Source organism: Mesorhizobium vachelliae (assembly GCF_033977325.1).
In the GTDB taxonomy this organism is placed as follows: Bacteria; Pseudomonadota; Alphaproteobacteria; order Rhizobiales; family Rhizobiaceae; genus Mesorhizobium; species Mesorhizobium vachelliae.
Genome location: NZ_JAVIIR010000003.1, coordinates 153,657 through 176,482 on the forward strand (window position 1 = coordinate 153,657; position 22,826 = coordinate 176,482).

A 22,826-nucleotide genomic window follows, 5' to 3' on the forward strand; every position below is an offset into this window, starting at 1 on the left:
CCCCCTCAAGGGGGGAGATTAGACAGCTCACCCCGCCAGCCGGCTCACCATCTCGTGCTGAGCGTAGGCGCGACCGAAGCGGTTGGCGAGGAAGGCGTCGAGCGCGATGTCTTCCTGGCGCACGAAACCCTTTGCCGGCAGCGAGCCGTCGGCCAGCATATCGAGCACGGCGCAGATGCCGGAGGCTGTGGTGATCTGGATGGCGCTGCGCACGAGGTTGCCGACGCGCTGCGAATAGATCTTGTTGGCGTAGGTCTCCTGCAGCAGGCGGCCGTTGCGGCGGCCCGAGACGGTGACGAAGACGATGACCACGTCCTGCAGCGTCGACGGCAGGGCGCTTTCAAAGATGTCCTTCAGCACGTCGCGACGGTGGCGCAGCCCCAGGTCGTTGAGCAGCGCCTTCATGATCGCGGCGTGGCCGGGATAGCGGATGGTACGGTAGTTCAGCGTGCGCACCTTGCCCTTCAGCGTCTCGGCCAGAGTGCCGAGGCCGCCGGAGGTGTTGAAGGCCTCATAGGTGACGCCGTCGAGCGAGAACTCCTCGCGCTCCTCAAGCGGCGGCACCTCGATCAGCTCGCCCTCGACGATCGCCTCGCAGGGCTCGCAATATTCGTTGATGACGCCGTCGGTGCTCCAGGTCAGGTTGTAGTTTAGCGCATTGGAGGGATATTGCGGCAGCGCGCCGACGCGCATGCGCACGCTTTCCAGCGTGTCGAAGCGGCTGGCGAGGTCGTTGGCGACGATCGAGATGAAGCCCGGCGCCAGGCCGCATTGCGGAATGAAGGCGCTTTTGGCGTCGCGCGCCAGTTCCTTGACGCGGCGGGTCGAGACGACGTCCTCGGTGAGGTCGAGATAATGCACGCCGGTCGCGGCGGCCGCCTCGGCGATGCGGGTGGTGAGGTGGAAGGGCGCGGCGCTCAGCACGGCGAACTTGCCGGCGAGCACCTTCTCGAGCTCACCGGTGGCGGCGATGTCCAGCTCCTGGGTCTCGACGCCGGCCGGCAGTTCAGCGGCGGCAAGCTGGGCGGCCGAGCGGTCGACGAGCGTGACGCGGTAGTCGCCCGAGGCGCTCAGCATTTCCGCGATGGTCGAGCCGATCTTCCCGGCGCCGACGACAACGATGTTCTTCATGATCAATTCCCCGCAATTTCGATTTGGGCCAATTCGCGGGAATCATCGCAGCTCGCCTGTCGAAAGGAAGCGTGGAATCTGGCAATATGAAGCAGAACTTTGAACGATCTGCCGAAAGGTTTCGTCGAAATGATCACTGAAGCCGAACAAGCCCTGCTCACTTTGTTGCGCGCCAATGCGCGGGCCTCGACCGCGGAGCTTGCGCGCCAGCTTGGGGTTTCGCGCACGACGGTGCAGAGCCGCATCGAGCGGCTGGAGCAGCGCGGCATCATCGCCGGCTATGGGGTCAGGCTGTCGCCGGACTATGAGCAGGGGCTGGTCAAGGCGCATGTGCTGCTCACCGTCACGCCGAAGCTAGCCGACAAGGTGGTGCGCAGCCTCGAAGCGATGCCGCCGGTGCGCACGGTGCATTCCGTCAGCGGCAATTTCGACATGATCGTCATCGTCGACGCGCCGTCGATCCGGGATCTCGACGCGCTGCTCGACAAGATTGGGGCGATGGAGGGGGTGGAGCGGACGTCGTCGTCGATTATTCTGTCGACGCGGGTGGATCGGTGAGGCCATTTGGAGATGCTGGCGGGACAGCGCCCCCCTCTGTCCTGCCGGCCATCTCCCCCTCAAGGGGTAGATTGGCAGCTTCGCTGACGACGCTTCTCCTGCAACGCTGGCGATTGGCGAAAGCCGGCGCGCAGTCTGATCTCCCCTCCTTGTGGGGGAGATGCCCGGTAGGGCAGAGGGGGGCGCGAAGGAACGCGACGTTTCCTTTTTAGCGCCCCAAGCAGCCTAAGCCCTTCTCCTCTCCGGGCCCTCGTCCAGCCACGCCACATCCTCGGGCGTCAGCTTGATATCCAGCGCCTTGAGACTGTCCTCCAGCTCGTCCAGCGTGCGCGGGCCGATCAGCGGGACCGAGGGGAAGGGCTGCGCCAGGACATAGGCCAGCGCGACATGGATCGGGCTCTTGCCGAGCTTGCGCGCCAGCTCGATCGCGCGGTCGCGGCGGCCGAAATTCTTTTCCGAATACCAGACCCGCACCAGCTCCTCATTGTCGGTCCGATCGCGGCCGGCGCGCTCGGTGAAGAAGCCGCGGCCCTGGCTCGACCAGGCGAAGTTCGGCATCTGCCTTGCCGTCAGCCAAGCCTTCCAGGCATCGGTCGAGGAGGTGATGCAGCCGGGCCAGATCGGTTCCAGCATCTCGGCCAGCGAGAAATTGTTGGAGAGCGCGCCGGGCCGCTGCCTGCCGTTCTTCTCGGCATAGGCAATGGCCGCATCCATGCGCTCCGTCGTCCAGTTTGAGCCGCCAAACAGGCCGCGGATGCGGCCGGCCCTAGCCTCGGCGTCCATCGCGTCGACGAATTCGTCGACCGGCACGTCCGGATTGTCGCGATGCATGAAATAGATGTCGACATGGTCGGTCTGCAGCCGGTCGAGCGATTGCGCCAGCTGCTTGGCGATCACATCGGGGTAGCAAAGCGGCGAATGCGCGCCCTTGGCGATGATCACCGATTGCTCGCGCACGCCGCGATTCTTGAGCCATTGGCCAAGCAGTGCCTCGGTGTAGCCGGCGCCATAGACAAAGCCGGTGTCGAACAGGTTGCCGCCGGCTTCGAAATAGGCGTCGAGCAGGATCGAGCCGGAGGAGAAGCTGCGGAAATCCTCGAAGCCGAGCGCCAGAACCGAGGCCTGGCGCGGCAGGTCCGGAATGGCGCGCTTGGGAATGGCCTTGCCGTCGGTGCGCAGCGACCGGCCGGAAAGCGTGGTTACGCGCTTAGCCGGCTTTTCGATCTCGTATTCCAGGCCGGCAGCATGGCGCCATTTGTCGAGGACGCGCAGCGTGCCGAGGCTGTCGGCCCAGGACATGCCCGGCCAGGCGAACTCCTGGCGGCCGGCAAGGATCGCTTCACCGGCGGCATCGACTTCGAAGGAATAGAGGTGGCGGGTCTCGCCGAGGCTAATCACTTCGCGAGCCGCCCCGGACCTGATCACCTCGATCCGGCCCGGTCCGACATCGCGGTTGCCACCGGCGAACCAGAAATCGGGCACTTCGATCCGGCCTCTGGTGCCGAGGATGCGCAGCACATTGTCCTGGTCGAGCGAGATGCTGCAGGAGACTTCGGCAACGATGCCATTGGCGAAGGTGAGCAAGGCCGAGGCCCATTCGTCGACGCCGGACTGGCCGAGATGGGCGGCACCCACGACCTTGTCGGGCTCGAGGAAAGGCTGTCCCACGGCAGCACCCGCGATCAGCCGCGCCATCGACACCGGATAGCCGCCGACATCGAGGATGCCGCCGCCGGCAAGCTCATTGGCGTAGAGCCGATGCTCGGGCATGAAGCGCGGCATGGCGAAGCCGAAGCTCGACTTGATCATGCGGACTTCGCCGATGGCGCCGGACTTGATCAGCTCGATCAGCTGCCGGGTCTGCGGGTGCAGCCGGTACATGAAGGCTTCGCCGAGGAAAGTGCCGGCCTTGCGCGCGGCATGCATCATGGCGTCGGCTTCGAAGGCGGTGAGCGCCAGCGGCTTTTCGCACAAGACATGCTTGCCGGCTTCGGCGGCCTTGATCGCCCATTCGGCATGACCGGGATGCGGGATCGAAATGTAGACGGCGTCGACTTGTCTGTCGGCAAGCAGCGCCTCATAGCCGTCGAGGATGCGCGCGCCCGGAAAGGTCTCGGCAAGGCCCGGCTTGGCCGGATTGCGGGCGCCGAGCGCCACCAGTTCGCCGGTGCGTGACCCCGCCACGCCGCCGGCAAAGGATTTGGCGATGCTGCCGGGTCCGAGGATGCCCCAGCGGATTTTTCCAGATGTCATGTCGAATTCTCCATGGGTCGCCGCCATGCCTGGCATGCCGGCAAAGAAAATGTGCGGGTCAGCGGATCCTCGCGCCCTTCCTGTCGAAGAGCAGCGCGCGTTCCGCCTTGATCGAAACCGTGAAATGATCGCCGCTGGCGCGCTGGCGGGAGGCCTCGCGCTCGACGATCAATTCCTCGGGTCCGGCATTGGCATAGACGTAGCTGACCGAGCCGAGATGCTCGGCGACGTCGGCCTTGACCGGGATGTCGCAATCACCTTCGCCAGCCTCGAAGAAATGTTCCGGCCTGACGCCCAGCACGACATCGGCGCCGACGGAGGGAAAAGCGTCGCAGAGTGGCTTGCGCAATCTGGCGCCGCCATGATTGACGAGCTCGATGGTCGCGGTGCTGTTCGACGTCTCCACGACCTTGGCGCTGAGGAAATTCATCTTCGGCGAGCCGATGAAGCCGGCTACGAAACGGTTGGCCGGGTCGTCATAAAGATCGAGCGGCGCGCCGATCTGCTCGACATTGCCGGCCTTCAGCACCACGATCCGGTCGGCCAGCGTCATCGCCTCGGTCTGGTCGTGGGTCACATAGATCATGGTGACGCCCAGCTCCTTGTGCAGGCGCGAGATCTCGACCCGCATCTGGACTCTCAGCTCGGCGTCGAGGTTGGAGAGCGGCTCGTCGAAGAGGAACACCTGCGGCTCGCGCACGATGGCGCGGCCGATGGCGACGCGCTGGCGCTGGCCGCCGGACAATTGCTTCGGCCGCCGCTGCATCAATTCGTCTATGCGCAGGATTTCCGCCGCGCGCTTCACCCGGCGGTCTGTATCGGCTTTCGGATTGCCGTTCATCCGGAGGCCGAAGGAGAGGTTCTGCTCGACCGTCATATGCGGGTAGAGCGCGTAGGACTGGAACACCATGGCGATGCCGCGATCGGCCGGCTCGATATCGTTCATCACCTTGCCGCCGATGGCGATGTCGCCGCCGCTGATGTCCTCCAGGCCTGCGATCATCCTGAGCAACGTCGACTTGCCGCAGCCGGAAGGGCCGACGAAGACGACGAACTCGCCATCGGCGATGTCGATGTTGGCGCCGTGGACGACCTCGAAGCCGCCGAAGCGTTTGACGACATTGGTGAGGGTGACGGCCGCCATCGCGCTCCTTCCTACTTGACCGCGCCGGCCGCGATGCCGGCGATGAAATGACGCTGCAACAGCACGAAGACGATCAGCATCGGCACCGTCAGCATGACGGCGCCGGCCATGATGCCGCCCCAGGAAACCTTGGTCAGGCCGACCAGCGTGCCGAGCGCCACCGGCGCGGTCATCGCGCCGGGCTGGCTGTTGATCAGCAGCGGCCAAAGATAGTTGTTCCACGAGGCGAGGAAGAGGATGATCGCCAGCGCGGCCAGCATCGGCCGGGCCAGCGGCAGCGCCACGAACAGGAAGATGCGCCATTCCTTGACGCCTTCGACGCGCGCCGCGTCGAACAATTCCGCGGGCATCATCGAGAGGGCCTGGCGCATGAACAGCACGCCCAGCGAATTGAAGAGCGGCGGCACGATCAGCGCGATCCAGGTGTTGGCCAGGGCGAAGTCGCGCGCCACCATGATGAATTGCGGGATCAAGACCACCGCATAGGGAAGCGTGATGGTGCCGAAGATGATCGCCACCACCGCGCCCTTGCCGTGGAACTCGTAGCGCGCCAGCGCCCAGCCGGCCATCGAGGTAAGCAGCACCGAAAGCACCGTATAGGTCACCGCCACCGAGACGGAGATGCCGACGGCGCCGACGAAATTGGTGCCGCTCTGCAGATTGTTGAAATTGTCGAGGAAGGAGTTGTGCGGCAGAAGCTCGATGCCGGGGCTGAAGATGCAGTTGTCGGGCATGGTGGAAAACACCACCATCATCCACAGTGGGAACAGCCAGACCAGCGCCAGCGGCGTCAGGAAGAGATGCAGCAGGATGCTGCGCCCCAGCCTTGCTTGAGAGCGCGAGGTCATTTCGGCTCTCTCATCAGCCAGAGCTGCACCAGGGTAATGGCGATCGCCAGCCCCGCCATGGTGTAGGCGATGGCCGAGGCATAGCCGAAATTGAGCGAGCGGAAGCCCTGGCGGTAAAGCAGCAGGCCAAGTGTTTCGGTGCCGCCGCCCGGTCCGCCGCGCTCGGTGATCAGGAACGGCTCGGTGAAGAGCTGCATGGTGCCGATTATCGACAGCACGGCGCAAAAGACGATGACGGGCTTCAACAGCGGCAGGGTGATGTGGAAGAACTGCTTGACCTTGCTGACACGGTCGAGCGTCGCCGCCTCGTAGACGTCCTCCGGAATGGACTGCAGGCCGGCGAGGATGATGATGGCGTTGTAGCCGGCCCAGCGCCAGGTCACCGCGATCATGATCAGCGCCATGGCCGGCGTGACATTGGAGAACCAGTCGATCTTGGCCAGGCCGACGCTCTCCAGGAGCTTGTTGACGATGCCGAAATCGAGGCTGAACATCAGCCGGAAGACGGCCGAATAGGCGACCTCGCCGACCACGACCGGGGCGAAGAAGGCGAAGCGGTAAAGGCCGCGTGCCTTCAACAGCGGCGAGTTCAGAAGCACCGCCATGACAATCGCCAGCGAGATCATCACCGGCACCTGGATGACCAGGATCAGCAGCGTGTTCTTCAGCGCGTTGTAGAAGGCGGGGTCGCCGATCAGGCGGCCCCAGTTGAAGGCCGGCGCGAAGCGCCAGGGCACGGTGCGGGTCGCCTGGAAGGAGATCAGGAAGGACGAGATGATCGGCCAGATCCAGAAAATGGCGAAGATCAGAAGATAAGGCGTGAGGAAGCGATACGCCGTGGCGTTCTGCGTGCGCATTGGCTTCCTCCTTTCTCTGTCTCTCCCTTCTCCCCCTGGGGGAGAAGGGAGAAGCAGCGCCTACTTCACCGGCAGGCCGGTCGCGGCGGCGATCTGCTTGGCGGCGTCGTCGAGCGCGGCCTTGGCGTCGGGATAGCCGTTGGCCAGATATTTGGTCTGCACGGCGCGCAGGATGATCTCGGCATCGCTCTGGAACTGCGTGCCGCGGCTCGGCACCACCTTGGGTAGCGTCGCCAGGATATCTTTCCACACCGCCTGGTCGCCCCAATAGGGCTGCCCCTGCGCGACATAGGGATCGTCGAGCGCCGAGACCAGCGACGGCACCAGGCCGAAATCCTTCAGCATGGTGATCTGGCCCTCATTGGTCTCCAGCGTGTATTTCAGATAGGCGTAAGCCGCTTCCTTGTTCTTCGAGGCCGAGGTGATGGCCAGGGACGAGCCCCCGAGATTGGCGGCGCGCGGGCCGTCGGCAGTCAGGCTCGGCATCAGGTAGACGCCCCATTTGCCGCTTTCCTTCGGCGATTCGGTGCGGATCGTGCCCTCATACCAGCCGCCATAGACCTGGCTGGCGACGGTGCCGGCGGTGTTGTTGGTGATCTTGGTCGACCAGTCGGCCGACGACACGATGCCGGCGTCCTTCATCTCCTTGACCTTGGTCATGGCGTCGACGCATTTCGGCTCGGCCACGGTGATCGACTGGCCGTCCTCGGCGAAATAGCCGCAGCCCTGCTCGTTGGAGATCATGCGGAAGAATTCGGTGTCGCCGTTGAAATCGGCATTGGTCATCGACACGCCCGGATTGGCGGCCTGGATCTTCTTGCCGGCGGCGATGAAATCGTCCCAGGTCTTGATCGAGGCCGGGTCGACGCCTCCCTTCTCGTAGAAGTCGCGGCGGTAGAAGACAGCCACGGGGCCGGAATCCCAGGGCATGGCATAGGCCTTGTCGCCGACCTCGAGCTCGGTGCGCTTGAAATCGGGGAATTTCTTCTGGTCCTCCGCCGTGTAGCCCAGCGTGTGCAGGTCGACGAAGCAGTCGGGGAACTGGCTCCAGTAGTTCTCCGCCTCGCCGTTCTCGATCGAGACGATGTCGGGCAGGCCGACGCCGCCGGCCGCGCAGCCGGCGATCGATTTGTCATAGGTCGGCTGGTTGCCGAGATCCTGAACCGTGACCTTGATGTTGGGGTATTTCTTGTTGAAGCCCTCGACCGTTGCCTTCAGCGACGAGGCGGCGATGTTCCAGCTCCAGATGGTGATCTCGCCGGACTGCGCCAGGGCGGGGCCGGAGCCCAGGGCAAGCATAAGCGCGGCGCAGGTCAGTGTAGTGCGCATTGAAATCCTCCCATTTCATTTGCTCTCTCACTGTGAGCGTGGCTAGACTATGCGGCGCGGAAGGCTTGTCCCCGTCGAAGGGAATAAGAAGTTGGCGGAAAGTAAGATGCCGGAGCGTCCGTTCTACCAGCCTGGCGCGAGCAGCGTCGAAGGACTGCCGCTCATGCTGCAGATGTTTCACAACCACCCGCTGGTGATGCTGAAGCCGCACTGGCATGCCCAGGTGGAGGTGAATTTCATCGTGCAGGGCTCGGTGCATTACCGCATGGCCGAGCACGAGATCGCGCTCTCGGCTGGCGAGATGTGCCTGTTCTGGGGCGGCCTGCCGCACCAGATGGACGACCTCTCCGACGATGCCGTCTATGCCGGCGCGCATCTGCCGCTGGTGCATTTCTTCCGCCTGCATCTGCCGGCCGACATACGCCACAGGCTGATGACCGGGTCGACGCTGGTGACCAACGCCACCGACCAGTCCGACAACGACAATTTCAAGCGCTGGAACGAATATGCGCGCTCGGGCGATCCAGCCAAGGCCGAGCACGCCGTCAACGAGCTGCTGCTTCGGCTCGAGCGGGTGCGCTTCGAGCCTTACCGGCTGGTGCCGGAAAGGGTGGCCGGGCAAGGCGCCGGCAATGCGTTCGACCAGCAGTCCTCGCGCAATGTCGGGCGCATGTGCGATTTCATCGCCGAGAACTTCCTCTATGACATCGACTGCGTGACCATCGCCGCGGCCGCCGACATCCATCCCAAATACGCGATGAGCCTGTTCAAGAAATCGACCGGCATGACGCTCAACGAATATGTCAACCTGCTGCGCCTGAGCTACGCGCAGGCGCTTCTGATGCATGAGGACGCCAATGTGCTGAGGGTCGCCATGGAATCGGGCTTCGGCTCGCTCAGCGCCTTCAACAAGTCGTTCCGCAAGCTCGCCGGCATGTCGCCTTCCGATTTCCGCCGGGCGGGCGCCGCGCGGTAAAATGGTCGAATGAGCGATCGCCGGCAGAGAAAACCCTGCCGGCGTGATTGCCAGCTCACTTGGCCGGCTGGACGGCCGAGACCATGAGCTTGCCGGCTTTGGCGGAATAGGTGACGGTTACTTTTTCGCCGACCTTCAGGGTCTCGACCTCGATGTTCTCGGGCAGCGCGAAAGTCTTGCCGTCGCTCAGCGTGAAGGAATCGCCCTTCTTGTCGACGCTGGCGATGGTGCCGCTTGCCGCCTTGGCATAGGCCCCGGTCGCGGAGGCGAGAGCAGCGATCGCTGCGACTGCGATGACGGATTTTTTCATCGTCTTTCCTTTCTTCTTGAGGTTGCTGACCCGAACCCTGTCGGGTCGCGCTCCCGGTCTGGCGGGAACAATGCAAGCCTAGAGACCGGAGTTTTCGTGCGGCTGGCAGGGGTTATACAAATGCGTAAGGCGGCCCGCCGGGGTTCGGGGTCCGCCTCAGGCCATCGGCGTTCGCACGGCGGGAAGGCTGATGGTCACGCCCAGGCCCGGATCGCGGTCCTCCAGGACGATGGCGGCCCCGTGCAGGTCGGCCACCGCCTTGACGAGGCTCAAGCCCAGGCCGCTGCCCGGCGTCGTGCGGCTGGCATCGAGCCGGTAGAGCCGGCGGAACACTTTTTCGCGCTCCTCGGGAGGAATGCCCGGGCCATTGTCGCGGACATGAATGAGGACATGGCCGCCTCCCCCGGTCACCGAGAGCTCGATCGCGGTGCCCGGCGGGCAATGCCTGAGCGCGTTCTCGACCAGATTGGCCAGCATTTGCATGAGCAGGTCTCGGTCGCCGTGCACATACCATTTCGTACCTGGAACGATCATTGTCGACAGGGACTTGCCGTCGTCCTCGGCGACATCGGCATAGACTTCGCCGATGGTCTCGACCACCGGACCGACATCGAGATCGACAAAGCGGGCCTTGCGGGCGCCGGCCTCGATCTGGGCGATGCGCAGAAGCGCGTCGAAGGTGCTGTTGATCTGCTGGCTCTCGGCGCGGGCGTCGGTGAGCTCGGTCGAGACGTCCTCGCCCGACACCGTCTTGTCGGCCGCGGATTCCAGGATCATCTGCAGCCGGTTGAGCGGCGTCTTGAGATCATGGGCGATGTTGGCGCTCACTTCGCGCATGCCGTCGACCAGGGCCGACAGGCGGTCGAGCGCCGCATTCACCTGGGCGGAGACGGCGTCGATGTCGTCGCCACTGCCGATCAGCGGGATGCGCGCGTCGAGCCGCCCATGCGAGACGTCGTCCATGGTGCTGGCGATGCCGTCGAGGCGCCGCTGGACGCGCGAGGCAAGCACGGCGCCGCCGGCGATCGCGAGGCCGGTGATGAAGAGCGTCGCCCAGCCGAAGCTCATCAACACGATCGTTTCGAGCTCCTCGGTTTCCGAAAGCGAGAAGGCGACCGTCAGATTGTTGTCGCCGACCTTGCCTGAGTAGGCGCGATACTCGGTACCGGGCGGCACACCCGGCAAGTCGACGGCGAACATGGAAAAGCCGTCCGGCAGGCCGGAAGCGGTGAAATCCCCGGCGAGGCGGTTGCCGTCCTTGTCGGTGAGGGAAAAGATCCCGTCCTTGTCCTGACTGAACTGGGCATGGTCCCTCACGGCGGTGGTGAGATCCTCCTCGTCGCTCTCGGCATAGGTCGCGGCGATCAGGGAGTAGGTCTCCTTGATGGACTGATCGAGCTGCTTGGCAAGCGAGGCGCTCATCAGTTGGTAGACGACCGCGCCGGACAGGATGAAGGCCAGCAGGAACAGGAAGGCGAAGGTCAGTGCCAGCCTGAACGGCGTGCTGCGCAGCAGGTTGGAGCGCGTCTCGCTCATCGCAAACCCATGACCGGCGACGCGCCGATCCCGCAGCCGCGCATGCGTTCAAACCTCCCGTGGCAATTCCAGGAAAAGCGCATGGCGGATCTCCGTCCGGAATTGCGTGAAAACAGAGAGTTAGAACAGGTCGGCCAATCTATCAAATGCCGAACCGCTTCAAGCTGGAATATGCAGGCTGTAGCCGGTGTTGCGCACGGTGTGGATCAGCGGCACGTCGAAAGGCCTGTCGACCTTGGCCCTGAGCCGGCTGATATGCGTCTCGACGACGCTGGTCTTGGGGTCGAAATGAAAATCCCAGACGCGCTCCAGCAGCATGGTGCGGGTGATGACGCGGCCCTCGCCGCGCATCAGCACTTCGAGCAGGCTGAATTCACGCGGCTGCAGGTCGATCGGCTGGCCCTGCCTTGTCACGCGGCGCTGGATCAGGTCCATCTCGAGATCGGCGACGCGCAGCGCCGTCTTCTGCTCCTGCGCCGCCGGCCGGCGGCCGAGAGCGTTTATGCGGGCAAGCAGCTCGGAAAAGGCGAAGGGCTTGACCAGATAGTCGTCGCCGCCCGCTTCGAGACCCTCGACGCGGTCGTCGACGCCGCCGATCGAGGTCAGGAAAATGGCCGGCGTGCGGATGCCGGCGGCGCGCACCGCCTTGATCATCGAGAGGCCGTCGAGGCCGGGCACCATGCGGTCGGCGATGATCACGTCATAGGCGTTGCGGGTCGCGGCGAAGAGGCCGTCATGGCCGTCGCGCAGCAAATCGCAGACATGGCCGGCCTCCGTCAGTCCCCTGACGATATAGTCGGCGGTTCTCGGATCGTCTTCAACAAGCAGAAGTCGCATCGCCCCGTGCTGTCCTTGCCGCCTCAACCTCACCGGCATGGTAGCGCCGGCTGCGGCTTTTTCTAGGCCGGCCTCTATGTCCTCGTTTGACGCGGTCCCGGAGGGAAATCCCGTGCCACCCGCTGCTCGAATTGCTCTAACCATCTGTTTTTACGCGCTGCCGGAGCGAAGGCCGCAACACATTTTTGCGAGAAGCATTTTAGTCGAGCAGGGCATGCTCGTCTTCGTCGATCAGCCTCTTCAGCGTCATATAAAGGACGATGACCACGATGCAGCCGAGGAAGGTCAGGCTGGTGAAGGTGGTGCCGAAACCCATGCCGCCATATTCCACCGGCTGCGAGAGCAGGTCGCCGAAGGAGGCGCCGAACGGCCGGGTCAGGATATAGGCGAGCCAGAAGGCGAGAATGGCGTTGAGGCCGAGGAAGTACCAGGCAAACCAGATCGCCGCGATCACGCCGCCGAAGATGAGGCCGGTGTTGAGATAGCCCAGGTCGAAGCGCTCGGCGACCAGGTCGCCGGCCGCCGTGCCGAGCGAGAAGGTGAAGAGGATCGCCAGCCAATAGAAGATCTCGCGCCTGGTGGTGAAGATGGTGTGGATCGACAGCGTCCTTTCACTGGCGTACCAGGCCATGAAGGTCAGGGCCAGCACGACCGAGAAGACGATCGTCGTCGTCTCCAGCCGCACCCCGAAATTGTCGACGAGGTTGTCGGTGACCAGGGTGCCGACGATGCTGATCAGCACGACCGCCAGCCAATAGGCCCAGGGCACGTAGCGCTTCTGCGCGAATTGCAGAACGAGCGCGACAACCAGAACCCCGGTCATGATGAGCGACGTGACGGTAAGGCCGAGGCCGAGATTGACGGCGAGATAATCGGCCGCCGTCTCGCCCATGGTCACCGCCATGATCTTGATCAGCCAGAAATCGAGGGCGACGTCCGGGACCCGGTTCAATTCGGAGTCGTGTTCGTGGATGGTTGCAATCGTGGCGATGTCCATGTCCGATCTCCCCGTCGATTACTTGCCGAGGACCTTCATGGCCTGGGCGAAGAAGTCGTCGGCGCGCTTGTCGTCGTCGGCGTTGCAGCGCTCGATGCCCTTCGTCTCCAGCTCCGAAACCTTGTTCTTGTCGGCATCGTTGAGCGTCGCCTTGGCTTCGGCGGCGCGCAGGTCCTTCAGCGCGGTCTCGCAAGGCGTCGGAGCGGCAACAGCTGAAGCCAAGGAAGCGGCGATCGCGGTGGCGGCAAAGGCGAAAGCAAGGGCAAATTTGTTCATGACTCTATCCTGATGCTGAGGGCCGGTATTCGGCCTCTGTTTCAAGCCGCTTCAAATCCGGTGCGGCGATCGTCAGGCTAGGCGGGGGAATTCACAGCAGCCTGTCGGCGCACTTACAAATTCGTAAGGTCGGCCAAAAAGACTGGACGGGCCTCGTCATTGCGGGGCGGAAGGGCTAGAGATGCCCTGGCGCCCCCGTCGGCGCCGGAGCGATGAGAAAGAATGGCCTACACGTCCCTCAAATCGGCGCCGAAGGCGTTTGACCAGCACAAGCGGCTGATCGTCGTGCAGGTGGCCGCCATCCTTGCCGTCATCCTGCTTCTGTTCAGCAAGCCGGCGCTGGCCGAAGGATCGAACGGACATGAAGCCTTGGAGACGATCGGGTTCATGATGGTGCTGGTCTGCTTCCTCGGTCGGCTGTGGAGCATCCTCTTCGTCGGCGGCAGGAAGAATGACGAATTGATCGTCTTCGGCCCGTTCTCGATGACCCGCAACCCGCTCTACTTCTTCTCGACCGTCGGCGCGGTCGGCATCGGGCTGATGTTCGGCTCGCTGCTGGCGACCGTCATGCTCGGCCTGGCGAGCTTCCTCGTCTTCCGCTTTACCGCGCGCAAGGAGGCCGAGTATCTCGCCGGCAAGTTCGGCGCGGCTTACGCGGCCTATGCCGAACGCACGCCGTCCTTCTGGCCGAATCCGCTTCTTTACCGCGACGAGGCGCAGTGGCTGTTTTCGACGAGAGCGCTGCGGAACACGTTCCGCGACGGGCTCTATTTCCTGGCGCTGTTCCCGCTCATCGAGGCGGTCGAGTATCTGCGTCTCAGCGGGGACCTGCCGACGCTTTTCACGGTCTACTAAAGCTGCGCTGATATTCAGGTGAGGCCGGCCTGCAAATGGCGGCTTCCTGCGCTTTCGGTGCTCACGTACGAAAAGTACGCTCCGCCCCGGCCTACGCCGGCCGAAGCCCTTACAAGCGTATCCGCTCTATGAAGGCTACGGCCGGCGTAGGTCGGTTCTCGGAAACCACCATTTTCGACTCGGCCTGACCTGAATCTCAACGCACCTTTCGCGGCGTTGCTTTGATCAGCGCGCCTTGTCGCGCGCGGCGCGGCGCGCGCTCTCCAGGAGAATTGCCAGGCAGCCGACCAGAAGGACGAAGCCGCCGATGAGCGGCGGCAGCGCCAAAAGCTTCACCGCGGCGGTGATCAGCGCGATCAAGATCAGCGCCAGCAGCGCCAGGCTGCCGTCGTCGACGAACATGCCAACGAGCTCCTTGAAGACAAGACGGATCACGTTCATCGGGCAACTCCTTGGGCCGGCGCCGGATAGGCGCTGCGCAGCCAGCGCACGAGGGCGAAGGACGCTGCTGCAATGATGGCGAAGATGGCGAGCAGAGCGAGGTCGGCGCCCGGCCATTCGGCGCCGAGGCCTTCGCCGGTCCAGAACACGCCGAAGCTGGTCAGCATCAGCCCGACGACGAATTTCAGGGCGTTCTCGGGTACGCGCGCCAGGGGCCGGTGCACGGCAAGGCCGATCAGCATCACCAGCACGAAAGCCGCCAGCGCGCCGAGGCTGGCGTAGAGCGTCTGGCCATGCGCGGCACCGACGGCAATGACGATGAACACCACTTCGACGCCCTCGAGCAGCACCGCCTTGAACGACGCGACGGCCGCCAGATAGTCGGCGCGGCGGTCGGCGGCCTGCCGCTGCAAGGCGGCCGTCTCCTTGGAAAAGGCCTGCTCCTCGTCATGCAGCGCGATGACGCCGACGCTGCGCAGGATCGCCTTCCGTAGCCAGCGCATGCCGAACAGGATCAAAAGCACGCCGACCACGAATTGCAGGACGGTGATGGGGACGAGCGCCAGCAGCGGCCCGAAGACGAGCACCAGCGCGGCCAGCAGGGCGAGCGCCAGCGCCGCGCCCGTCAGCGCCGGGCGCCAGCTGCGCGTCACGCCGACGGCGAGCACGATGGTGAAGGCTTCGACGACCTCGACGAAGGAGGCCAGGAAGGAGGCCGTCACGGTGGAAAAAATGGGTGTCAGGCCATGCATCAAGGCATCCTACAGTTCGGGAATCAGTTGGTGAGAACGATACAGCGCTCGGGCGGCAGCGAGAAAGCCAGCGACGAACCGACCGGGGGCGCCTCCGGCCAGTCGAGGCGGACACGCTGCGGGCCAAGCTCCACCGCCAGCCGCCAGCAGCGGCCCTGGAAGGCGCTCGACAGCACCTTGCCCCGCAGCCGGTTTCCGGGATGCGCCTCGGCCGGCCGCGCATCCTCCGGACGCACCACGAGCATGCCGTCGCCCGGTTGCGCGCCGGGTGTCCGCAGGCTGTCGGATGCAGCGCCCCGCACGCTGAACAGTCCGTCGCGCACGGTGCCCGGCACCACCGAAAAACCGCCGATGAAACCGGCAACGAAGGAATCGGATGGATGCTCGTAGATCGCCCGCGGCGTGTCGAACTGGGCGATGCGGCCGTCGCGCATCACCGCGATGCGATCCGAAACGGCCATGGCTTCGGCCTGGTCATGCGTCACATAGATCACGGTCGCCGCCTCGCGGCGCACCAGCTCCATCATCTCGATGCGCATGTCCTCGCGAAGTGCTGCGTCGAGATTGCTGAGCGGCTCGTCGAACAGCATCAGGGCCGGCCGCGCCGCGAGGCAGCGGGCGATGGCGACGCGCTGCTGCTGTCCGCCCGAGAGCTCGGACGGATAGCGGTCGCGATAGGCCGCGAGCCGCGTGACCTCCAGCGCATGGCCGACCCGGGCGGCTATCTCCGGTTCGGCGAGGCGCTGCGCGCGCAAGCCGAACGACAGATTGCCCGCCACCGTCATATGCGGCCACAGCGCGTAGTCCTGGAACACCATGCCGATCCGGCGCTTTTCCGCCGGCAGGACAGTTTTTTCGCTCCACACGACACGGTCGCCGAGCGTGATCGTGCCCCTGTCGGGGTCGACCAGTCCGGCGATGCTGCGCAACAGCGTGGTCTTGCCGGAGCCGCTCGGGCCGAGCAGCGATACCACCTCGCCGGCCTTGATCGCGAGATCGAGGTTCAAGAGCACGGCGCGCCCGCCGAGCGATTTGCAGATACCGGCGCAATGAAGCGAGGCGGTCATGACGGCTCTCCCGAGGCTGCCGGAGCGCCTTGCGGCCGGCCGAAGGCAATGATGCGCTTGAGCGGATACCAGATCAACGCCGCCGCGCCGCCGGCGGCCACCATGGCGGTCAGCGCGATCGCGCAGGCCAGCCCGTCGCGGTCATGGCTGAACAGCTTCAGGATCAGCGTCGGCGCCGGCGGGCCGCTTTGCGGGATGAGCATCTGTGACATGGGCAATTCGAACACGGTGCGGATGAAGGTGAGCAGGAAGGCGGTGACGACGCTGAGCAGGATCAACGGCAAGGTCACCGCTATCAGACGCCGGACCGCGCCGACGCCGGAGAGCCGCGCGGCGTCGGTCAGGCTTGGCGCCAGCTGGCCGATCGCCGAGAGGATGACCACCAGGCAATAGGGCAGCGCCGCCGCGACATAGCCCATGACCAGCAGCGAGCCGTCGCCATAATGCGGGAACGGCCAGTCGCGAAAGCCGGGCAGCCGGTTCCAGACCAGGATGTAGCCGAAGCCGAGCACGATGCCGGGGATGGCGACCGCGCCCAGCGAGAGGCCGAGGACAGCGGTGCGCATGACGGCGCTGGAACGATCGAGCTGGGCCGAGAGAAGCAGGGCCAGCGTGCTGGCGATGATTGCGGTGAGGCCGGCATAGAAGAGGCTGCGCACCAGCCCGTCATTGGCGGCTGTGTTCAGGCTGAGCGCCGCGCCGATGTTGGCGAGCGTGAAATTGTCCGGCGCCAGGCCGTGGCCGAGCGTGCTGGTGAGCGCTCTTACCGCGATCGCGCCGAGCGGCAAGATCAGCGCCAGGAAAGCGACCAGCAGCGCCATCGCCAGAACGAGCCAGCGCCAGGCGCCGAGGTCGTAGCGTCGGGCCGGCCGGGCCCGTCCGGAAATGAGCTGCGGATCGGCGCGCCGACGCAGCAGCCTGTCCGCCATGACGACGAGCAGAACCAGGGCCAGCAGCACAAGGGCCTGCGCGCCGGCGGCGGGGAAGTCGACGGGGTAGTCGCTTGCGGCGGCATAGATGCCATAGGTCAGCACGCCGAAGCTCGACATCCTGGCAATCGTCGAGGCCAGGCCGAAATCGGAGAGCACCTCGGCGAAGGTGGCGATGAAGCTCAACACAATGGCCGGCGCCAGCAAGGGGCCATTAACGCGCAGCCAGATCCTGAGCGGCCCGGCGCCCGACAGGCGCGCCGCGTCCTCCAGCTCGCTGCCCAGTCCCGCCAGCGCGCTGCCGATGATGAAGGCCGCGAGCGGGAAGAGGCTCAGCGTGTGCACGAAGACCAGGCCGGCCAGCCCGAAGAAGGAGCCGCCGAGCCACGGCGGCAACAGGCCGAGCTGCGCCAGATAGCCGCCCGACGACATCAACAGCACCCAGGCCAGCGCCTTCAGGTAGGACGGCGTCAGGAACACAAGCCAGGGCACCAATGCAAGGGGGCCGCGAAGCGGGATGTCGCAACGCTGCACCAGCACGGCGAAGGCGCCGCCGAGGATGGTTGTCGTCAGGGCCGCAAGCAGGCCGAGCTCCAGCGAATGCAGGATCGAGCCGGCGATATAGGGCGACGAGAAGATCCGTGCGAGCGGTTCCGAGCTGAAGAGGCTTTCCGCGCCATTGACCGCGAACAGCCCGGGCATGACCGCCTGCAGCAGGACCAGCGCAAGCGGCAGGCCGATCAGCAGCGCGAAGACGGCATAGACCGCCAGCGGCCCGCCAAGGCGCGCCAGCGCGGGCAGACGCCTGCGCGCCCACCCGCTCGAGCCGATGCCGCCGGCGGCGGCATCGAATTTCTGCACCATCGTCATTGCCTGGCGAGCGCGGTCACTGGACGAACTTTTCCTTGTACCACTGCTTCCACTCCGTCTCGTGCGCCGAGGCGGTCGCGTCGTCGAGATGGGTGTAGGCGATGTTGGTCTCGCGGCCGGGCTTGGGGTTCACGCCCTTGACGATCGGAATGTAGAAGAAGTCTGTGTCGTCGCCGTTCTGCATCGCGGCCTGACCTTCAGCGCTGGTGACGAAGTCGATGAACTTGCGCGCGGCATCCATATGCTGCGTCTTGGCGCTGATGCCGAGGCCTTGCGGCAGCGAGACGGACCCTTCCTTTGGATAGACCGCAATGACGGGCTCGCTGGCGGCGATCTTGGAGAAGATGGCGCTGTCCTGGTTGATCCCGACCGCGGCGTCGCCGGTGAGCACCGCCTTGTTGACCTTGCCGCCGCTGGAAAGGCCGGAGAGCGACTTGTTGGTCAGCGTCCTGGCGAGCAACTCCTTGCCGGCATCGACGCCATTGGTCTGGAACAGGCCGGCGAGCCACTGATAGGCCGGGCCGGAAAGGTTCGGGTCCTTGGCGGCGACGCTGCCGGCGAAGCCCTCGAGGTCGGCCCAGGATTTCGGCATCTTGTCGGCCTTGACCTTCTTGGTGTTGACTTCGATCGCGGTGGTGCTGGTGCCGGTCGGCAGGAAGGCGTGGCTTTGCGGGATCAGCGACTTGCCGAGGTCGGTCCAGGCGATCTTGTCATAGGCCTCGACCGGAACCGGCTGCAGCACATGGTCGGCCGCCATGCGCTCCATGACGGCGGAGCCGTCGAGCCAGACGATGTCGAATTGCGGGTTGCTGCCCTCGGCGGCGATCTTGCCCAGCGTCTCGCCGGTGCTGCCGGGCTCGACGACGTCGACGGTCAGCCCGGTCTTGGCCTGGAAGGCCTTGGCGACCGGACCGGCGAAGTCGAGCGCGTCATAGAGCACCAGGTCGGCGGCGTATGCCGGCGCGGCGAGGGATAGGGCCGCCAAACTCAACGCAAGTCCAAGCGTTGTCTTTAAATTCATATCGCTCTCCTGTTGTTTTGAGAAGGCAAAGTAATGCCTATTTTATATTATATTGCTGTTGCTGACACTTTTATGTCAGTTGCATTTACTTCTTGCGCGTCCCACGTTTTATCCATGCCTTGTCGATCGCGCCGCGCAGGCCGCTCAGCCGGTCCAGGCTGTCGAACGCGGTCTCGCCGGCCTTTGCCGCCAGGGCGATGATCATTGCCTCGATGAGCACCATGGTGCCGCCATGGGTGGCGAGGTGATCCGCCTTGCCGCGCGGGACCGGCAGCGTGGCGGCGATCCTGTCCGAGACGAGCGGCTCGAGATTGTCGCTGATCAGCACAACCGGCACCTCATGCAGGCCGGCCTGGTCGAGGACGATCTCGACCTCGCGGTAAAGCGGCGCGTAGGCCATCATCAGCACGGCGTCGCCGCTTTCCAGCCACAGCAGGCGGTCGGCAAGCGCGACGCCGGAAACCGAAAGCGCGCTGCTCGGCAGACCGATCCTGTTGAACTGCAGCGCCGCGTATTCGGCCATGGCGCCCGACGGGCCGATGCCGAAGATATGGCGGCGTCGGGCGGCGGCCAGAAGATCGACGGCGTGGGCGAAGGCCGCTTCCATGGCGGGCTGCTTCAGCGCGTCGAGCGCGGTTTCATGGAGGCCGACGACATGGCGCAATGCCGAGGCGCTGTCACCACCTGTCTCTTGCAAGGTGCGGGCCAGCCGCTTGCCGGGCGAGGCCGTTCCGGTCAGATCCGCGAGCAGCACCTGGCGCAGCGCCGACAGGCTGTCGAAGCCGAGCGAGCGCGCGGTGCGAACAACGGTCGCGTCGCTGGCACCGGCCAGCGCGGCGATCTCGGCCGCCGATCCCAATAGCACTGCCTGCTTCTGGCTAACGAAGAAGCGCGCCATGCGCTGCTCGGCCGGCGGCAGGGCTTCCAGCGCCGCCTCGACGCGATCGTCGAAAGCGCTTTGCCGGTCGGCGGGATTTTCGGGTGTCATGGTGGTCGGCCATTCGTCGGGAAGGTTCGTAGCGATCGCTACGGCGCCGACATTCGGAAATGTTCATTACAGCCGTGTGACAGCGCAAGGATGGCTAGAGCGTTTCACCGTTTCACGGAAACGGCGAACCGCTCTATCTCTTTGTTTTTTCGCAATTCCGGACGGAAGGCTACGGCGAAGTCGCCGAGCGTAACCGCTCACACTTTTCCTGGAATTGCTCTAGGCCCGTGCCGATTGACGGTCTGTATCCGTTCGGTGTCCGTTGTATCGTGGCACTGTCCTGGCTATCTGCTGGAGCAACAAGGAGTTCAGGCGGCCGATGGGCCGCTGCAGCAGGAATGGAGCCATGAAGAAGATCGGATTTCTGTCGTTCGGGCATTGGTCGCCCTCGCCGCAATCGGGCACGCGCTCGGGCGCCGACGCTCTCCTGCAGTCGATCGACCTCGCGGTCGCGGCCGAGGAGCTCGGCGCCGACGGCGCCTATTACCGCGTCCACCATTTTGCCCGCCAGCTCGCCTCGCCGTTTCCGCTGCTCGCCGCGGCGGGCGCCAAGACCAAGCGCATCGAGCTCGGCACTGCCGTCATCGACATGCGCTACGAGAACCCGCTCTACATGGCCGAGGATGCGGGCGCGGCCGACCTTATCGCCGGCGGGCGTTTGCAGTTAGGGATCAGCCGCGGCTCGCCCGAGCAGGTGATCGATGGCTGGCGCTATTTCGGCTACGTGCCGGAAGAGGGCAAGAGCGACGCCGACATGGCGCGCCGGCATTCGGAGATCTTCCTCGACCTGCTGCGCGGCGAAGGTTTTGCCCAGCCCAATCCGCGGCCGATGTTCCCCAACCCGCCCGGCCTGCTCAGGCTGGAACCCTTCTCCGCGGACCTGCGCGAACGCATCTGGTGGGGCGCGGCCACCGACGCCACCGCGGTATGGGCGGCCATGTTCGGCATGAATCTGCAAAGCTCGACGCTGAAATTCGATGAGACCGGCGAGCCGTTGCATGTCCAGCAAGCCAAGCAGATAAGAGCCTACCGCGCCGCCTGGAAGGAAGCCGGCCACACGCGCGAGCCGCGCGTCTCGGTCAGCCGCAGCATCTTTGCTCTCGTCAACGACATGGACCGCGCCTATTTCGGCGGCAGCGAGGGCGAGGACCATTTCGGCTATATCGAGCCGGAGAAGCGCGCCGTGTTCGGCCGCTCCTATGCCGCCGAGCCTGACAAACTGGTCGAGCAGCTCAAGGAGGACGAGGCGATCGCCGAGGCCGACACGCTGCTGCTCACCGTGCCGAACCAGCTGGGCGTCGACTACAACGCCCATGTCATCGAGTCGATCCTGAAGCACGTCGCGCCGGCGCTGGGCTGGCGGTAATTTGGCGAGAGCGGCGAAGCGCATAATCTCCCTCCGCAAGGGCAGGGGAAATCGCATAGGCGCTCGCCCTCTCCGTCTCGGCTTCGCCGAGCCACCTCTCCCCGCCTCTGGCGGGGGCGAGGAACCCAAGCTTGTGAAGGTCGCGCCCTCGGCGGTTGGCGTTTCCTCGCCCCCATGAAATAGGGGAGAGGTGGCTCGGCGCGCAGCGCCGAGACGGAGCGGGGGGCAGCGCTGCCATAGGCGATTGCCCTGCCCGCAAGAGATCAGACCTCACGACGGCTTTCGCCAATCTCCAACGTCAGCTTCGGCGCAGCGCCCTCCTCGCCCACCTTACCGTCGATATTGACATCTGATAAAATACGACTCTAGTCTGCCGCGTAATCGGTTACGTAACCGATTACGGCTCAATCAAGTGGAGGAGACTAATGAGCAAGATTTCGAACACGCATGGGTTTGGCCCGCTCTCACGCCGTCAGTTTCTGAAGACCAGCGCCTTGGCCGCCGGGGCGCTGGCGCTGCCGCTCGGACCGGCTTTTGCCGCCGACAAGCCGAAGGTCGGCCTGGTGATGAAGTCGCTGGCCAACGAGTTCTTCAAGCAGATGCAGGCCGGCGCGGAGGCCTATGCGGCGAAGAACAAGGACAAGTTCGATTTCGCCGCCGTCGGCATGAAGGACGAGCGCGACTTCGCCGCGCAGGTCGACGCGATCGAGAACTTCATCACCCAGAAATACAACATCATCGTCGTGGCGCCGGCCGACTCCAAGGCGATGGTGACGCCGATCGCCAAGGCGCTGAAGGCCGGCATCAAGGTCATCAACATCGACGTCGCGCTCGACGAGAAAGCCAAGAAGAAGGCCGGCGTCGATCTCGCCTTCTTCGGTCCGGACAACCGCGCCGGCGCCAAGCTTGCCGGCGACGCGCTCGGCAAGGCGCTGGGCAAGGGCGGCAAGGTGGTCATCCTCGAGGGCAATCCTGAGGCCGACAACGCCAAGCAGCGAAAGCTCGGCTTTGACGATTCGGTGAAGGAGTACGGGCTGAAGCTGCTCGACTCCAAGACCGCGCATTGGGAGACCGAGGAAGCCAACACGCTAATGACCAACTTCCTCACCCAGCATCCGGATATCCAAGGCGTGATGGCGGCCAACGATTCGATGGCGCTCGGCGTCGTCAAGGCGATCGACGCCGCCGGCAAGTCGGGCAAGATCAAGGTGGTCGGCTTCGACAACATCCCGGCCGTCGGCCCGCTGCTGAAGGAGGGCAAGATGCTCGCCACCGTCGAGCAGTATGGTGCGCAGATGGCGGCCATGGGCATCGATTACGGCCTGCGCGAGCTCGCCGGCGAGAAGTTCTCCGGCTGGGTCAAGACCGACGTCAAGCTGATTACGGCCTGAGGCGAGCAAGGGCGCCGGGACTCCCTCTGGCGCCGTCCTTTCGCTTGTCTCATCATCGCCGCCGGCAAGCTGCCGGCGGCGATGGCGGCGCGTT

The 22,826-nt window shown here is 64.8% G+C and carries 22 protein-coding genes; 5 read left to right on the forward strand and 17 right to left on the reverse strand.

Annotation, left to right across the window (positions count from 1 at the left end; genetic code table 11):
* Window positions 1–27: 27 nt before the first annotated feature.
* A complete protein-coding gene (locus RFM41_RS07570) occupies window positions 28–1,137 on the reverse strand; it encodes a saccharopine dehydrogenase family protein (protein ID WP_320247808.1) in 1,110 nt (369 codons plus the stop codon).
* A gap of 123 nt (window positions 1,138–1,260) precedes the next feature.
* On the opposite strand from RFM41_RS07570, the gene RFM41_RS07575 reads away from it, so the two are divergent.
* Window positions 1,261–1,689: an Lrp/AsnC family transcriptional regulator gene (locus tag RFM41_RS07575; RefSeq protein WP_320247806.1), complete on the forward strand. Its 429-nt coding sequence runs from the start codon at window positions 1,261–1,263 to the stop codon at window positions 1,687–1,689.
* Between the two features lie 225 nt (window positions 1,690–1,914).
* Here RFM41_RS07575 and RFM41_RS07580 read toward each other — a convergent pair whose 3' ends face one another.
* From RFM41_RS07580 to RFM41_RS07600, 5 genes are read right to left on the reverse strand one after another with little or no spacing between them, the layout of a single operon-like run.
* On the reverse strand, window positions 1,915–3,942 hold the full coding sequence (locus RFM41_RS07580; protein WP_320247804.1) for an aldo/keto reductase: 2,028 nt from the start codon (window positions 3,940–3,942) through the stop codon (window positions 1,915–1,917).
* 58 nt (window positions 3,943–4,000) lie between these two features.
* The gene (locus RFM41_RS07585) at window positions 4,001–5,086 is read right to left on the reverse strand and encodes an ABC transporter ATP-binding protein (RefSeq protein WP_320247803.1); all 1,086 of its coding nucleotides are present in this window, start codon (window positions 5,084–5,086) and stop codon (window positions 4,001–4,003) included.
* Between the two features lie 11 nt (window positions 5,087–5,097).
* On the reverse strand, window positions 5,098–5,934 hold the full coding sequence (locus tag RFM41_RS07590) for a carbohydrate ABC transporter permease (RefSeq protein ID WP_320247802.1): 837 nt from the start codon (window positions 5,932–5,934) through the stop codon (window positions 5,098–5,100).
* Window positions 5,931–6,791 (reverse strand): carbohydrate ABC transporter permease, encoded by an 861-nt coding sequence (locus RFM41_RS07595; RefSeq protein ID WP_320247801.1) that lies wholly within the window; start codon window positions 6,789–6,791, stop codon window positions 5,931–5,933. Before RFM41_RS07595 ends, RFM41_RS07590 begins: the two co-directional genes overlap by 4 nt.
* A 60-nt stretch (window positions 6,792–6,851) precedes the next feature.
* Complete coding sequence (locus RFM41_RS07600) at window positions 6,852–8,120, reverse strand: ABC transporter substrate-binding protein (protein ID WP_320247799.1); 1,269 nt, start codon at window positions 8,118–8,120, stop codon at window positions 6,852–6,854.
* Between the two features lie 106 nt (window positions 8,121–8,226).
* On the opposite strand from RFM41_RS07600, the gene RFM41_RS07605 reads away from it, so the two are divergent.
* Entirely contained in the window at window positions 8,227–9,096 is an 870-nt protein-coding gene (locus tag RFM41_RS07605) for a helix-turn-helix domain-containing protein (RefSeq protein ID WP_320248085.1), read from the forward strand.
* Window positions 9,097–9,151: 55 nt separating this feature from the next.
* Here RFM41_RS07605 and RFM41_RS07610 read toward each other — a convergent pair whose 3' ends face one another.
* From RFM41_RS07610 to RFM41_RS07630, 5 genes are all read right to left on the reverse strand, one after another.
* Window positions 9,152–9,406: a DUF1344 domain-containing protein gene (locus tag RFM41_RS07610; protein ID WP_320247797.1), complete on the reverse strand. Its 255-nt coding sequence runs from the start codon at window positions 9,404–9,406 to the stop codon at window positions 9,152–9,154.
* 156 nt (window positions 9,407–9,562) lie between these two features.
* Entirely contained in the window at window positions 9,563–10,942 is a 1,380-nt protein-coding gene (locus RFM41_RS07615; protein WP_320247796.1) for a sensor histidine kinase, read from the reverse strand.
* Between the two features lie 159 nt (window positions 10,943–11,101).
* A complete protein-coding gene (locus tag RFM41_RS07620) occupies window positions 11,102–11,779 on the reverse strand; it encodes a winged helix-turn-helix domain-containing protein (protein WP_320247795.1) in 678 nt (225 codons plus the stop codon).
* Between the two features lie 199 nt (window positions 11,780–11,978).
* Window positions 11,979–12,776, reverse strand: coding sequence for a COG4705 family protein (locus RFM41_RS07625; RefSeq protein ID WP_320247791.1), 798 nt, complete (start codon window positions 12,774–12,776; stop codon window positions 11,979–11,981).
* Between the two features lie 18 nt (window positions 12,777–12,794).
* A complete protein-coding gene (locus RFM41_RS07630; protein ID WP_320247789.1) occupies window positions 12,795–13,052 on the reverse strand; it encodes a hypothetical protein in 258 nt (85 codons plus the stop codon).
* A 222-nt stretch (window positions 13,053–13,274) separates the two neighbouring features.
* Between RFM41_RS07630 and RFM41_RS07635 the strand changes: the two genes are divergently transcribed.
* A complete protein-coding gene (locus tag RFM41_RS07635) occupies window positions 13,275–13,907 on the forward strand; it encodes a methyltransferase family protein (RefSeq protein WP_320247788.1) in 633 nt (210 codons plus the stop codon).
* A 225-nt stretch (window positions 13,908–14,132) separates the two neighbouring features.
* On the opposite strand, the gene RFM41_RS07640 is transcribed toward RFM41_RS07635, so the two are convergent.
* The 6 genes from RFM41_RS07640 to RFM41_RS07665 all read right to left on the reverse strand — a co-directional run bounded on the left by RFM41_RS07640 (window position 14,133) and on the right by RFM41_RS07665 (window position 19,975).
* On the reverse strand, window positions 14,133–14,348 hold the full coding sequence (locus RFM41_RS07640) for a hypothetical protein (RefSeq protein WP_320247787.1): 216 nt from the start codon (window positions 14,346–14,348) through the stop codon (window positions 14,133–14,135).
* The gene (locus RFM41_RS07645) at window positions 14,345–15,100 is read right to left on the reverse strand and encodes a COG4280 domain-containing protein (protein ID WP_320247786.1); all 756 of its coding nucleotides are present in this window, start codon (window positions 15,098–15,100) and stop codon (window positions 14,345–14,347) included. Before RFM41_RS07645 ends, RFM41_RS07640 begins: the two co-directional genes overlap by 4 nt.
* Before the next feature lie 23 nt (window positions 15,101–15,123).
* Entirely contained in the window at window positions 15,124–16,167 is a 1,044-nt protein-coding gene (locus RFM41_RS07650) for an ABC transporter ATP-binding protein (RefSeq protein ID WP_320247784.1), read from the reverse strand.
* On the reverse strand, window positions 16,164–17,960 hold the full coding sequence (locus tag RFM41_RS07655) for an ABC transporter permease (RefSeq protein ID WP_320247782.1): 1,797 nt from the start codon (window positions 17,958–17,960) through the stop codon (window positions 16,164–16,166). Before RFM41_RS07655 ends, RFM41_RS07650 begins: the two co-directional genes overlap by 4 nt.
* A 22-nt stretch (window positions 17,961–17,982) precedes the next feature.
* A complete protein-coding gene (locus RFM41_RS07660; protein WP_320247780.1) occupies window positions 17,983–18,987 on the reverse strand; it encodes an ABC transporter substrate-binding protein in 1,005 nt (334 codons plus the stop codon).
* 85 nt (window positions 18,988–19,072) lie between these two features.
* Window positions 19,073–19,975, reverse strand: coding sequence for a MurR/RpiR family transcriptional regulator (locus RFM41_RS07665; RefSeq protein ID WP_320247778.1), 903 nt, complete (start codon window positions 19,973–19,975; stop codon window positions 19,073–19,075).
* A gap of 346 nt (window positions 19,976–20,321) precedes the next feature.
* On the opposite strand from RFM41_RS07665, the gene RFM41_RS07670 reads away from it, so the two are divergent.
* Together RFM41_RS07670 and RFM41_RS07675 are read left to right on the forward strand one after the other, a co-directional pair.
* On the forward strand, window positions 20,322–21,341 hold the full coding sequence (locus tag RFM41_RS07670) for an LLM class flavin-dependent oxidoreductase (protein ID WP_320247777.1): 1,020 nt from the start codon (window positions 20,322–20,324) through the stop codon (window positions 21,339–21,341).
* Window positions 21,342–21,766: 425 nt separating this feature from the next.
* The gene (locus RFM41_RS07675) at window positions 21,767–22,732 is read left to right on the forward strand and encodes a sugar ABC transporter substrate-binding protein (RefSeq protein ID WP_320247776.1); all 966 of its coding nucleotides are present in this window, start codon (window positions 21,767–21,769) and stop codon (window positions 22,730–22,732) included.
* Window positions 22,733–22,826: the final 94 nt, after the last annotated feature.